The 13,267-nt window shown below is 58.8% G+C and carries 9 protein-coding genes; 6 read left to right on the plus strand and 3 right to left on the minus strand.

Annotated elements, in window-relative coordinates:
• Positions 1-8 precede the first annotated feature (8 nt).
• Positions 9-1,046: a stage II sporulation protein M gene (locus AC0QKW_RS25845; RefSeq protein WP_473153997.1), complete on the minus strand. Its 1,038-nt coding sequence runs from the start codon at positions 1,044-1,046 to the stop codon at positions 9-11.
• Positions 1,047-1,169: 123 nt separating this feature from the next.
• Between AC0QKW_RS25845 and AC0QKW_RS25850 the strand changes: the two genes are divergently transcribed.
• Positions 1,170-2,147 carry a hypothetical protein gene (locus AC0QKW_RS25850; protein WP_473153998.1) on the plus strand — a complete coding sequence of 326 codons (978 nt, stop codon included), beginning with the start codon at positions 1,170-1,172 and terminating at the stop codon, positions 2,145-2,147.
• Positions 2,148-2,185: 38 nt separating this feature from the next.
• On the plus strand, positions 2,186-2,965 hold the full coding sequence (locus tag AC0QKW_RS25855) for an RDD family protein (protein ID WP_473153999.1): 780 nt from the start codon (positions 2,186-2,188) through the stop codon (positions 2,963-2,965).
• Positions 2,966-3,184: 219 nt separating this feature from the next.
• Here the strand turns inward: AC0QKW_RS25855 and acnA are convergent, their stop codons facing one another.
• Together acnA and AC0QKW_RS25865 are read right to left on the minus strand one after the other, a co-directional pair.
• Positions 3,185-5,866: an aconitate hydratase AcnA gene (gene acnA / locus AC0QKW_RS25860; protein ID WP_473154000.1), complete on the minus strand. Its 2,682-nt coding sequence runs from the start codon at positions 5,864-5,866 to the stop codon at positions 3,185-3,187.
• A gap of 107 nt (positions 5,867-5,973) precedes the next feature.
• Positions 5,974-6,924 (minus strand): J domain-containing protein, encoded by a 951-nt coding sequence (locus AC0QKW_RS25865; RefSeq protein ID WP_473154001.1) that lies wholly within the window; start codon positions 6,922-6,924, stop codon positions 5,974-5,976.
• A gap of 154 nt (positions 6,925-7,078) precedes the next feature.
• On the opposite strand from AC0QKW_RS25865, the gene AC0QKW_RS25870 reads away from it, so the two are divergent.
• The 4 genes from AC0QKW_RS25870 (at position 7,079) to AC0QKW_RS25885 (ending at position 13,020) form a co-directional block, all read left to right on the plus strand.
• Positions 7,079-7,468: an NINE protein gene (locus tag AC0QKW_RS25870; protein ID WP_473154002.1), complete on the plus strand. Its 390-nt coding sequence runs from the start codon at positions 7,079-7,081 to the stop codon at positions 7,466-7,468.
• A gap of 63 nt (positions 7,469-7,531) precedes the next feature.
• Positions 7,532-8,062 carry a ComEA family DNA-binding protein gene (locus AC0QKW_RS25875; RefSeq protein WP_473154003.1) on the plus strand — a complete coding sequence of 177 codons (531 nt, stop codon included), beginning with the start codon at positions 7,532-7,534 and terminating at the stop codon, positions 8,060-8,062.
• Between the two features lie 214 nt (positions 8,063-8,276).
• On the plus strand, positions 8,277-10,676 hold the full coding sequence (locus tag AC0QKW_RS25880; protein ID WP_473154004.1) for a phosphoketolase family protein: 2,400 nt from the start codon (positions 8,277-8,279) through the stop codon (positions 10,674-10,676).
• 235 nt (positions 10,677-10,911) lie between these two features.
• Complete coding sequence (locus AC0QKW_RS25885; protein ID WP_473154005.1) at positions 10,912-13,020, plus strand: cation:proton antiporter domain-containing protein; 2,109 nt, start codon at positions 10,912-10,914, stop codon at positions 13,018-13,020.
• Positions 13,021-13,267 lie beyond the last annotated feature (247 nt).

Here is a 13,267-nt window from a genome sequence, read left to right on the forward strand (position 1 = left end):
TTGACATCCTAACGAAGCCCAGGCCCTAAGCCCAATCGGGTTGACCGGGTGCCCAGAGGCTCAGGACGCTGGGTGCGGCAGTACTGTCCCAGGGCGATTAGCAGGGCCGCACCCACGGCGTATTTCATCTCGTTAGGAATCCAGGTTTGGGGAGAGAAAAACCCCTCGATCAGCCCGGCGATCACCAGCAGGGGAATGATGCCGTAGAGCAGCTGCACCGCCCGCAGACCGTAGAGTCGTAGGGCATCGCGGCGGCGGTAGGGCCCCGGCAGCAAAATGCCTCGGGCCAGCAGCAGCCCCGCCCCCCCGGCGATAAAAATGGCGGGCAGCTCTAGCGCCCCGTGGGGTGAGACAAAGGCCCACAGGTCGTAGGCCAGGTTGGCCTGGGCTACCAGCACCCCCACACAACCAATCATCACACCGTTGAACAGCAGCACAAATACTGTAAATGCCCCCGGCGGCGTAATCATTGGCCCCTGGGGCACCACCATGGTGACGCCACCGACCAGCGCCTGCAGCGCCACCCCAATGTTGTTGATCATGATGCCGCTGGAGGCGACGGGTTCGACCCCGAGGATCGACACCGTCCAAAGCTCTTGACTGGTTTTGACCGTTTCGACAAACTCTTGCCCCAGCACCAGGGTGAGAAAGGTGGGGTCGCGCCAGGCAAACCACCAGCCGACCAGGCCACCCAGGGCAAAGAGAGCGGTGGCGATCGCAATATAAACCCAGCTCTGCTGCACCGCCGCCGGAAAGCCATAGCGAACAAACTCCACCAGGGCCTGCCACTCCTGGCGGCGCGAGCCCTGGTAGATCTGGCTGTAGCTGCGGCTGGTCAGCCCCTGGAGGTCTTTGAGCACCGCTGGGCCGACACCCTGGCCCTTGGCCCTGGCCAGATCGGCGGAGACAGAGCGATAGAGGCTGGCCATCTGTCGCACCTGGCCAGCCGAGAGCGATCGGAGGCCTTTTTTCTCGGCCTGGGCGACCAGGGCTTCGAGCTGTCGCCAACTGGCCTCTCGCCGGGCCATCCAACGCTGAACATTCATGAAGCGACGACCGAAAAATGGGCATTCTACGCTGAAGTGTAGGCTAATCTCGAAGAGAACGCCCACCGTATTGAGTCTCGGTTTCACCCCGTTTTGTTTATACCCACCCAGGAGTCGGCGACGATGAACCCATCTGTGCAACCGGGCAGTCAGCTTGGCCCCCTCAACCCCGGTGATGTCGTCAGCGCGGCTCTGCGACTTTACAAAGATCGGTTTAAGACGTTTTTGCAGCTGGCTCTGTTGGCCACCCTGTGGCTAATCGCGGGTGTGCTTGGCATGGTTTTGGCGATCGCGCTTTTGGCCGGGGCTGGAGCCGCCATTGGCAATGACGTTGGGGCGATCGCCGGGGGGCTAGTCGGGGCGCTGATCGGGTTTGGGGCCTTGCTCTATGGTTCTGCCAAGTATTACGTCCTCGCTGGGGTGATCGGTCGCCTGTCGTTTCGCGATTTGATCAACCAGCCAGAGACCTCTCTGGAAGCTCGCCGTCAGGTAGCCCCTCAGCTAGGGCAGTTTTTGCTGTTAGGCTTTTTGCTGCTGCTAGCCTATATAGCCGCCTACATTGCTGGTTCGCTCGGGGCTTTGGTGGCGGGCGGTGGCATCGGTCTGCTGGCGGCGGGCATTTTTTCTGCTTTGATCAATCAGACCGTCGGCACGGTGGTGGGCATCATTTTAGGCACGGTGGTGGGCCTGGGTATTTTGCTGGTGGCCATAATTTGGGTGGCGTCGCGGCTGTTTATCTCTGAGGTGGTGCTGGCGATTGAGTCTGGGCGAGATGCTGGCAGCAGCATGACCCGCAGCTGGGAGCTAACCCAGGCGGCAATTGTACGCATTCAGGTTATCTTTTTGGCCACGTTTTTAATTCAGCTGCCCATTGTGTCGGTGACCAACTACATTCCCAGTATTTTGCTAGAGTTTTTACCCGGCGGTGATGTCGTCTACGCCGTGACTGCGGTGCTGAGCGTCTTGCTGGGCCTGCTGGGCAGCACGGTCGTCCTGCCCCTGTGGCAGGCCGTCAAGGGCGTGCTCTACTACGATCTGTGCAGCCGTCGGGAGGGGTTAGACCTGTCGCTACGCCAGGGAGATGGTGAAATAGTAGAGTAATTCACTCTACTATTTCACCATCTCCATCCCAATCCCCCATGCCCCTCTTCAACACCGTCACCATTCGCACCCCCGAAAGCGTAGAGCTAGAGTTTGTCCTCGCTGGGGTGGGCAGTCGGGCGGTGGCGCTGATCGTCGATTACCTCTGCCTGAGCACGGGCCTGGTGGGGTTGGCAATTGTCTATAGTTTTCTGCTGGTGCGACTGCTGGCGATCGATGCGGTGCTGGCCATCCCCAGCGAGACAATACAGCTCTGGGTGACAGCGATCGCCCTCGTTCTGGCCTTCTTTTTTTACATTGGCTACTTTGTGCTGTTCGAGACCTGGTGGTACGGCCAAACCCCCGGCAAGCGCTACGCCAAAATTCGCGTCATTCGCGACGATGGCCAGCCCGAGCGGCTGCCCCAGGCCACCCTGCGATCGCTGCTGCGCCCCATCGATGACAGTCTCTTCGTCGGTTTTTTTTGCATTGTGCTGAGCAAAACTGAGAAGCGGTTGGGCGACTGGCTGGCGGGTACCCTGGTGGTGCAGGCTGACTCGGTAGCCAGCGGTGAAATTCAGGTGTCTGAGCGATCGCAGGCGATCGGCACTGATCTGCTGGGGCTGGTGGATATCAATCGCCTATCGCCTGACGACTTTGCCACCGTGCGCGAGTTTCTCCAGCGGCGTCAGGCCATGAGCCCCAAGGCCAAAGCCCTAGTCAGCGATCAGCTGGCCCGCCGCTACAAAGATCAGCTCGCCCTAGCCACGCTACCCACCGAAATGACCACCGACACGTTTCTCGAAGCCCTCTACGCCGCCTACCAGCAACACCGATAGAACCGTGTGAACTCCCATGCAGCGGAAAAGCTAACCTGTCCCCTCCTCGGAGGGGTGCCCGTTCGCGAAGCGTTTCGTAGAAAAGGGCGGGGTGGGTCAAAACAGCGACGAAAAGTAAGCTTCCAGAAGGGTGAACCCACCCTTGCTCCGCCCAGAAGGGGAGCACCTTTACCCCTCCCAAATTGACCCACCCCTACCCCTCCGAGGAGGGGATGAGCGCTAAGCGGCCAGCAACTGCCGCAGCACGTAGGGCAAAATCCCCCCATTGCGGAAGTACTCTACCTCATCGAGGGTGTCGATGCGGCACAGCAGAGGCAGGGTGGTACTGTCACCACTGACCCGGTGAATGACGAGGTTGACCGTCATGCCGGGCTGAATGCCGCCGCTGAGGCCGGTGAGGTCAAAGGTTTCACTGCCGTCAAGGGAGAGCAGGCCCCGGTGCGCCCCATCTTTGAATTGCAGCGGTAGCACCCCCATACCCACCAGGTTAGAGCGGTGGATGCGCTCAAAGCTCTCGGCCACTACGGCCTTGACCCCCAGCAGCCGGGTGCCCTTTGCCGCCCAGTCGCGTGACGAGCCGGTACCGTACTCTTTGCCTGCGATCACTATCAGGGGAATGCCGCTAGCCTGGTACTGCATCGAGGCGTCATAAATAGACATGTCGGTGCCGTCGGGCATGTACTTGGTCACGCCCCCCGAAGAACCTGGCACCATCTCATTCTTGAGGCGAATGTTGGCGAAGGTGCCGCGCATCATCACCTCGTGGTTGCCCCGGCGAGAGCCGTAGGAGTTGAAGTCGGCGGCGACCACATTGTTGCCCACCAGGTAGCTGCCCGCCGGGCTGTCGGACTTAATCGCCCCGGCGGGGGAGATGTGGTCGGTGGTGATGCTGTCGCCCAAAATAGCCAGGGGGCGAGCCCCGATCACATCGGCAAAGGCCTGACCGTTAACGCTGGGGGCCATATCGGTGAAGTAAGGCGGGTTTTGCACGTAGGTGCTGTCGTTGCTCCAGGTGTAGGTCTGGCTCTCGGGAGTGGCAATTTTTTGCCAGTCGGCGGTGCCGGTAAAGACGTTGCTATAGCGGCTGCGAAACATATCGGGGGTGAGGGCAGCGGTCATCACCTCCAAAATTTCGGCGCTGGTGGGCCAGATGTCTTTGAGGTAGACGGGGCGACCCTCAGCATCTTGGCCGACGGGGTCGGTCTTGAGGTCGATGGCGAGGTTACCGGCGATCGCATAGGCCACCACCAGCGGCGGCGAGGCCAGATAGTTGGCCTTGGTGTGGGGGCTCACCCGGCCCTCAAAGTTGCGGTTGCCAGAGAGCACGGCACCCACCACCAGGTCGTGCTGCTCGATCGCGCTAGCAATGGGTGCTGCCAGCGGCCCCGAGTTGCCAATGCAGGTGGTGCAACCGTAGCCCACTAGATTAAAGCCCAGAGCATCCAGGTCTTCCTGGAGGTTGGCTTTTTCGAGATAGTCAGATACCACCTGGCTGCCGGGAGCCAGAGAAGTTTTTACCCAGGGCTTGACGGTGAGGCCCTTGGCCCTGGCTTTGCGCGCTACCAGGCCAGCCCCGATCATCACCGAGGGGTTGGAGGTGTTGGTGCAGCTGGTGATGGCGGCGATCACCACGTCGCCGTCGGTGAGGCTGTAGTCGGTACCGACTACGGGCACAGACTGCTTTTCGCTGTAGGGCTTGCCGCTAAACCCGGGAAAGTCGGAGGTCTTGAACTGGTTGGCTAGAGCTGCCAGGGTGACGCGATCTTGGGGGCGTTTAGGGCCAGCTAGGGAAGGTTCTACTGTGGCCAGGTCTAGGCTGAGGGAATCTGTGAAAACGGGATCGGGAGCGTTGGCCTCGCGCCAGAGCCCCTGGGCCTTGGCGTAGGCTTCGACTAGGGCCACGCGCTCTGGCTCACGGCCTGAGAACTCTAAATAGCGGATGGTTTCGCCATCGATGGGGAAGAAGCCGCAGGTGGCACCGTACTCGGGGGCCATATTGGCAAGGGTGGCGCGATCGGCCAGACTCAGGTGGTCGAGGCCGTCGCCGTAAAACTCAACGAATTTACCGACTACGCCCTTGGCCCGCAGCATCTGCACCACGGTGAGCACCAGGTCGGTGGCGGTAGCCCCCTCGGGCAGCGCCCCGGTGAGCTTAAAGCCCACCACCTCAGGAATCAGCATAGAGATCGGCTGGCCCAGCATCGCCGCCTCGGCCTCAATGCCGCCCACCCCCCAGCCCAGTACTGAGAGGCCGTTGATCATGGTGGTGTGGCTGTCGGTGCCCACTAGGGTGTCGGGGTAGGCGGTGGTTTCGCCGTTTTCATCCTTGGTCCACACCACCTGGGCCAGGTATTCTAAATTGACCTGGTGGCAAATACCGGTGCCGGGGGGTACGACGCGAAAGTTGTCAAAGGCACTCTGGCCCCAGCGCAAAAAGGCGTAGCGCTCAAAGTTGCGCTGAAATTCTTTTTCGACGTTTTCGCCAAAGGCGTCAGCGCTGCCGAAAGAGTCAACCATCACCGAGTGGTCGATCACCAGATCTACCGGCGAGAGCGGGTTGATCTGGTTGGGGTCGCCACCTAGGCTGACCATGGCGTCACGCATAGCGGCTAGGTCGACCACGGCGGGTACACCGGTAAAGTCTTGCATCAGCACCCGAGCCGGACGGTAGGCGATCTCGCGATTGGAGGTTTTGTCTGTTAGCCAGTCGGCGATCGCCTGGATGTCTCCGGCCGTTACCGATCGCCCGTCTTCGTGGCGCAGCAGGTTTTCGAGCAACACCTTGAGGCTGAGGGGCAGACGGCTGATGTCGCCCAGGGTAGCTGCGGCAGCGGGCAGGCTATAGATGGTGTAGGTAGTGTCGCCTACGGTGAGGTGGGTTTTGGCGTTAAAGCTATTCACAGGGCGAGGGCTCTCCGGTTCGCGACGGGGATCATTAGGTAGCGTTGCGATTTTATTACATTCGCTGCCCCGCTGTGCTGTAGGCTGTGTTGCCAATCGAGCCCGAGTTAGCGGTTTGGCCCTTTAGAAAAGAGGCCGCCAAACAGCGATCGCTTGGGTGAAGTTTTCTCAGCAGTGGGTACAGGTTGCGACTGAGGGGCCGAATGGGGCGTATCGGTCATGGTCACGTTGAGCTGCTTGGCATATTTAAGGGCAACGGCGTTGTTGGGGTTGAGGCGTAGAGCTTGTTTAAAGTGTACCTTTGCCATGCCAGGCAGCTTTTGCAGCAGATAGGCCTGAGCAATCAGGCAGTGATAGCTGCTGTTGTGTGGGTCAATTTTAAGGGCATCTTTTAGCTCTTGAATGGCAGCTTGAACGTTTTTGCCCTTGAGATATTCCTGGGCGCGACCAAAGTGTCGCTCGGCATACATCAGCCCTGAAGATTTACCGTCGGCGGGCGAGTCGACGCCAGTTTCTACGTTGAGGGGCATTGAGGCGGTGGCTATCAGCCCGGTGCGCTTTTCGCGGATGATCGGGTCACCCATTTTGCGGCGCAGGTAGACCAGGTTCAGCTCGCTCAGCTCTCGAGTACAGGTTTCAAAGCTTTCTAGGGAGTCGTACTGGCGATCGCTGAGCTGAGCGACCGCGTGCTCGTAAAACACATCGACCTCGGGCTCGGGTACCGCTAGCAGCTCCTGACTCTGCTGTTCTACGAGCGTAAGCTGTTGCTCGCGGCTCAGTCGACGTACTCTAAAGCGCAGGGTAGCCAACACTTCACTGCGCCCTTTCTCCTGCTTGATGCGCTGATAAGACGGATTGACCAGTTTGGGGAAGACCTGGGTGGCAAACTCCCGATCGGCGGTGGAGACATCGCTCAGGCCATCGGGGTGAAGCTGCTTTGCCACCGTGCGGTAGCGCTTGAGAATGCGGCGATCGTCTGCTGCTACCGACACCCCCAACAGCGCGTAGGGGTCGGTGAAACGTTGCACCCATTCAGCAGAGAACTCAGCGTGAGACATTCAGGATGTGGTCGGGGGGACAAACTCTATTCTAATTGTCGCTAACCACGGGCCGGAGCAAACCGCGATCGGCGCAGCCATGTCGATTCTTTATGGCCCACTTATACTGGTCTTACAGATTTGACCTTAAGCTTATTACGCTTCAGCAGACGCTATGGATGTTAGGCAGCCCCAGGGGACGGCACAGCGCAATCGCCAGCTAGCGGCTGGGCTGGCCTGGCTTGGCGTAATCAGCCCTATTTCAGGATTCCACAAGTTTTATCTGGGTCAGCCGGTCTGGGGGGTTGTCTACTTGCTCCTCAGCTGGACTCAAATTCCTCGCGTGGCCTCTGCTGTAGAAGGGGTGATGCTGCTAACCCAGTCAAAGGAGAGTTTTACCCTGCGATGGGGGGGCTACGGCACTGGTGTTGATACGGTTAACCCCGCCCAGATTAACGCTTTGGGTACCGCCCTCAGGGAGCTAGATACCCTGCGTCAGGAGGGGCTGATTTCTGAACTAGAGTTTGAGCAAAAGCGCCGCCAGCTGTTAGATCAAGTGGCCTAGGGAGATGGGGAGAGGGGGACGTGGGGCTTGCAAAAGTAGGGCTTGCAATAGGTGGCGGTCGTTATGCTAAAGCGGTGGCAGAGCTTGAAGGCGCAGCTGAATCCGCTGGCGCAGCGTCTGACCGGTGACCCTGGCTATCGGCTGCGCTCTTACCAGGAGGTGGCTCAGGCTGCTCGGTTGGGCTATGCTCTCGATGTCAACCGGGCTACGGTAGATGACTGGCTGCGGTTGCCAGGCTTCTCAATTCGTCAGGCTCAGGGGCTGGTGCGGCTGCGCCAGGGGGGCGTACAGTTTCACTGCGTAGAGGATGTGGCGGCGGCCCTGGGGGTGAGCCCGGCAGCGCTGCAACCCCTGGTATCGGTGCTGTCGTTTTGCTACTACGACGAGCATTGCGGCACGTTGCCCGCCGTGAGTGTGAACCAGGCAACGGTGCCTCAGCTGTGTGCTGTGCCCGGCCTGTCTGAGGCCCTGGCCCTGGCGGTGGTACAGGAGCGATCGCGCGGCGGCCCCTACCGCGATCTGGCCGATTTGCAGCATCGTTTAGGGTTAGCCCCAGACCTCTTGCAAACTCTGCTCTATTACCTCCGGCCTTAGATCTGGGGGCGTTAATCAATGCTGAACCCGTCTTAAACTAATCTTTAGCTCAGGTACCACCTGGGGATAAGACGGTAGCATGACAATCAAATTATCTGAGCCTGCCCCGTGGGGCAAATCATTAACGCGAACACTCGGCGCAAACCTTCAACGGAAACATCGAGCCGATCGCTAAACGCTTAGATAACAAGTACTTTTGTTGGAATTGAACGCCATGGTAGTAGCTTCCCTTCCTCAGGCCCAGCCCCTGACTGACGAAGAACTGCGCAAGCTGCACGCCTACTGGCGGGCCTGCAATTACCTCGCTGTAGGCATGATCTATCTGCGCAGCAACCCCCTGCTCAAAGAAGCTCTTAAGCCCGAGCATGTCAAACATCGCCTACTGGGTCACTGGGGGGCTTCTCCGGCCCTGAGCTTTACCTACATCCACTGCAACCGGCTGATCAAAAAGTACGACCTCGATATGATCTTCGTGGCTGGCCCCGGCCACGGTGCCCCTGGCGTGCTCGGCCCGGTGTATCTCGAAGGCACCTATTCTGAGATCTACCCCGACAAGAGCCTCGATGAAGATGGTATGCGCCGCTTCTTCAAGCAGTTTTCCTTTCCTGGGCACATTGGCAGCCACGTTACCCCCGAGACGCCGGGCTCGATCCACGAGGGGGGTGAGCTGGGCTACAGCATTTCCCACGCCTATGGGGCGGTACTCGACAACCCAGACTTAATTGTCACCTGTGTAGCGGGCGATGGCGAAGCCGAGACTGGCCCCCTGGCCACCTCCTGGCACTCCAACAAGTTTATCAACCCGGCACGAGACGGGGCGGTGCTGCCCATTCTCAACCTCAACGGCTACAAGATTGCCAACCCCACCATTCTCTCCCGCATTTCCCACGAGGAGCTAGAAGCGCTGTTTGTCGGCTACGGCTATACCCCCTACTTTGTGGAGGGTAGCGACCCCGCCGAGCTGCACCAGACGATGGCGGCGGTGATGGAAGAGTGTGTGCTGAAGATCAAAGACATTCAGCACGACGCGCGGGTTAACGGCAACGTTTATCGCCCCCGCTGGCCGATGATTGTGCTGCGTACCCCCAAGGGCTGGACTGGCCCCGACTATGTGGACGGCCACAAGGTGGAGGCCTTTTGGCGATCGCACCAGGTACCCATGGGCGGCATGCATAGCAATGCCGAACACCTGCGCCTGCTGGAAGAGTGGATGCGTGGCTACGGCCCCGACGAGCTGTTTGACGAAAATGGCACCCTGATTCCTGAGCTGCAAGAGCTGGCCCCTAGCGGTCACCGCCGCATGAGTGCCAATCTTCACGCCAACGGCGGTATGGTGCGCAAAGCCTTAAAAATGCCCGACTTTCGCGAGTTGGCCATCGACGTGCCCAAGCCCGGCAGCGTGGAGTTTGAGAATACTAAGGCACTGGGCATTCTCATGCGCGAGATCATGCGCCACAACCCCAACAACTTTCGTCTGATGGGGCCAGATGAGACCGCCTCTAACCGCCTTCACCCGGTGTACGAAGTCACCAAAAAAGTGTGGATGGCCGACCTGCTGCCCGAAGACCTCGACGGCGGCGAGCTGTCGCGTGATGGCCGAGTGATGGAAATGCTCAGCGAGCACACCCTCCAAGGCTGGCTAGAGGCCTATCTGCTGACCGGTCGCCACGGCCTGTTTCACTCCTACGAGGCCTTTGCCCACGTGGTCAGCTCGATGTTTAACCAGCATGCCAAGTGGCTAGATATCTGCAAAAACCATGTGCCCTGGCGGCGATCGGTCTCGTCGCTCAACATTTTGCTGTCGTCGCTGGTGTGGCGGCAAGACCACAACGGTTTTAGCCACCAAGACCCTGGCTATATTGACTTGGTCACCAACAAAAGCCCCGAGGTGGTGCGGGTTTACTTTCCGCCTGACGCCAACTGCCTGCTGTCGGTGGCTGACCACTGCTTCCGCAGCGTGGACTACATCAACGTGATTGTCTCTGACAAGCAAAACCACCTTCAGTACCTGACTATCGATCAGGCGGTGACCCACTGCACCAAGGGCATCGGCATTTGGGATTGGGCTAGCAACGACGACTGCGGCACCGAGCCCGACATTCCCGACGTGGTGATGGCCTGCTGCGGCGACATTGTCACTAAAGAGTCTCTGGCGGCCACTGCCATTTTGCGCGAAGAGTTTCCTTTCCTGAAGGTGCGCTTTGTCAACGTGGTGGATCTGTTTACCTTGATCTCTGAAGGGGAGCACCCCCACGGGCTCAGCAACCGCGACTTTGACTCGCTGTTCACCCCCGACAAACCAATTATCTTTAACTTCCACGGCTACCCCTGGCTGATTCACAAGCTGGTGTATCGGCGCTCTAATCAAGAGCGCATTCACGTGCGGGGCTACAAAGAGCAGGGCAACATCAACACCCCGCTGGAGCTAGCGATCAACAACGAGATCGATCGCTTTAACCTAGTGATCGACGTGATCGATCGCGTCCCCAAGCTGGGCTCGGCGGCGGCCCACGTCAAAGAAAAGATGAAGAACAAAATCATCGAGTGTCTCAACTACGCTCATACCGAGGGCAAAGACCACGATGAGATCACCTACTGGCAGTGGCCCTACTAGGGGCTGCGGCCAATTAGGGAAACGATTAGCGGCTCAGATCTCTGGGCCGCTAATCGCTTCATGATTATGGGTTGAGCTGATTTGGATCAGATCGGGATAGCTATCTGCGGCAGTTTATCTTGTGAAGGCGATCGCCCCTCCTCTATCTATCTCCCTCGGCAGATTGAAGGATCTAGCTCAAAGGCGATGCTGTAGATTAACCAACGACTGCTCACTAACTACTCACAAGTAAGCCATGACTGATCTGGGGCTAATTTTTTGGGGAACAGCTGCCGGGTTTCTCCCGCTTGTGGGTTCAGGCACACTACCCCTAGCGCAACTGCTACAAGAGCCCATCACCGACCCGGTGGCCATCTTTCTGACTATTTTGGCCATCATGCTGGTGGCGCCACTGCTGGTAGAGCGGCTGCGGCTGCCGGGTATTATCGGCCTGATTTTAGCTGGGGTGGTGGTCGGCCCCCACGGCCTCGGCATCTTAGATCGCGATCCTACCATCGTGCTGTTGGGCACCGTAGGACTGTTGTTTTTGATGTTTTTAGGCGGCCTTGAGACCAGCCTTGATGACCTCAAAAAAGATGCCGATAAACCCATTATTTTTGGCCTGGCTACCTTTGCGGTGCCGATGGTGCTGGGCACTGGGGTGATGCTGGCCCTCGGCTATGGCTTCTGGGCATCGGTGCTGGTGGCCTCCTGTTTTGCCTCCCATACCCTGGTGGCGCTGCCGGTGCTCAGCAAGCTGGGCATTATGCGGCACCCGGCTTCGATCGCTACTCTGGGCGGCACGCTGATTACCAATGTGTTGGCCCTGCTGGTGCTGGCCGTTGTGGTCAAGGCCGATCAGGGCGACCTCACCCTCGGGTTTTGGCTGTTCTTGATTCCGGCTCTGGCGGTCTACACCTTTGCGGTGCTGTGGGGGGTGCCCAAGCTGGGGCGCTGGTTTTTTAAGACCTTTGGCCACGATGAAGGGGCCGAGTTTACCTTTGTGCTGGCGGCGCTGTTTGTGGCGTCGTACCTGGCCAGTCTGATTGAAATTGAGCCCATTGTGGGGGCGTTTTTGGCCGGGGTCGCCATCACCCAGATCATTCCCCGCCTCAGTCCGCTGATGAACCGAATTCAGTTTATTGGCAACACCCTGTTTGTGCCGATTTTCTTGATTTCGGTGGGCATGTTGGTAGACCCGCTGATTTTAATTCGTGCGCCCCAGTCGCTGTTTTTAGTGGCTATCATCGTGCTGGCTGAGCTAGTGAGCAAATTTCTAGCCGCCTGGGGCTCGGCTCTCTGGTTTCGGTGGAAATTTCCCAGTGCCATGGTGATGTTTGGCCTGTCGATGGCCCAGGCGGCCTCGACCCTGGCGGCCATTACCATTGCCTTTGACATTGGCCTGGTGGATGAGGTGGTGGTCAACGCCATCATTCTGATGATTTTAGTCAGCTGCGTGCTGTCGCCCTGGGTGGTGGCGCGCTGGGGTGCCCAGATGCAAAACCAGCCCGTAGAGGAAAGTTCGGCCCTGTCGGTTGTAGATGAGACTGCCGAGGCAGCGCCTACCCTGGGGCAGCGGGTCTTGGTGCCCGTGGCCAACCCCAGCACCGAAGACAACCTGCTCCAGTTAGCGATCATTTTGACCAAGCGAGTGGGGGGCACGCTGCTGCCGCTGCATGTGTTGCCCGATCGCAACCAGCCCATTGCCGAGGCCGATCGCACTCGCCAACACCGCCTGCTAGAGACTGCCGAAACCATTGCCCACGCCGCCGCCATTCCGGTGGAGTCCATTGGCCGCATCGATGACTCGATCGCCTGGGGCATTTTGCGCACCCTGCAAGAGCGTCACGCTGACCTATTGGTCTGTGGCTGGAAGGGGTTTTCTACCTACCAGGAAAATTTTTTTGGTAGCGTCATCGACACGATTGTGCGATCGACCACAATTCCAGTGCTGATTAGCCGCTTTCCTCAGCCCATTGAGAACACCGAGCAAATTGTGTTTGCCATTACCGGTCGCCAGGCCAATATGGGGCAAGTGATCCAGACGCTGTTCATAGCCCAGTGTCTGGCAGAGGAGCTAAAAGCCCCCTTGCAGGTGCTGCAGATGACCATTGGCTCAATACGCGATCGCAAACTCACCGCCCTGCTGCAAGAAAAAGACGTTGCGGTGCAGCCAATCCAGGGCAACACCGTTAAGCGGGTGTCAGAGGCCCTGAAACCCAATACCTTGCTGATTTTGATCGCCAGCACCTACGTCGTTGGCCAGCCTGCGCTAGGGCGCGAGCCCGAGGCCATCACCCGCGCCAGTTGGGATACCAATATGATCATTGTGAACTTCCCCAGCAAACCGATTAACCGCGTTTGATATCGATTGCGTTTAGGAGTCTGCCAAGCCGCAGAGGACCGGTCGTTAGGGTTTACGGGCACGGTCGGCCTGGAACCGCATACCCCTTCTGTGAGCAAACCAGCACCCAACCGCTCAACCAGCAGGTTCGAGTTGGGTTAGAAAAGTCTCATGCTAAATCCTCCTTGGCTATACCCGATTCAGCAGAGCAAACAACCGTTTGCCCCTATGGTTTGGCCTTTTGGGAGTCGGGGTTATGTGACTCGGA

This window comes from Pseudanabaena sp. PCC 9330, assembly GCF_055795045.1.

Coding starts and splice junctions, on each gene's coding strand:
- AC0QKW_RS25880 (WP_473154004.1), top strand. CDS start 8,277: ATGGTAGTAGCTTCCCTTCCTCAGGCCCAGCCCCTGACTGACGAAGAA.
- AC0QKW_RS25865 (WP_473154001.1), bottom strand. CDS start 6,924: ATGTCTCACGCTGAGTTCTCTGCTGAATGGGTGCAACGTTTCACCGAC.
- AC0QKW_RS25885 (WP_473154005.1), top strand. CDS start 10,912: ATGACTGATCTGGGGCTAATTTTTTGGGGAACAGCTGCCGGGTTTCTC.
- AC0QKW_RS25845 (WP_473153997.1), bottom strand. CDS start 1,046: ATGAATGTTCAGCGTTGGATGGCCCGGCGAGAGGCCAGTTGGCGACAG.
- AC0QKW_RS25850 (WP_473153998.1), top strand. CDS start 1,170: ATGAACCCATCTGTGCAACCGGGCAGTCAGCTTGGCCCCCTCAACCCC.
- AC0QKW_RS25855 (WP_473153999.1), top strand. CDS start 2,186: ATGCCCCTCTTCAACACCGTCACCATTCGCACCCCCGAAAGCGTAGAG.
- AC0QKW_RS25875 (WP_473154003.1), top strand. CDS start 7,532: ATGCTAAAGCGGTGGCAGAGCTTGAAGGCGCAGCTGAATCCGCTGGCG.
- AC0QKW_RS25870 (WP_473154002.1), top strand. CDS start 7,079: ATGGATGTTAGGCAGCCCCAGGGGACGGCACAGCGCAATCGCCAGCTA.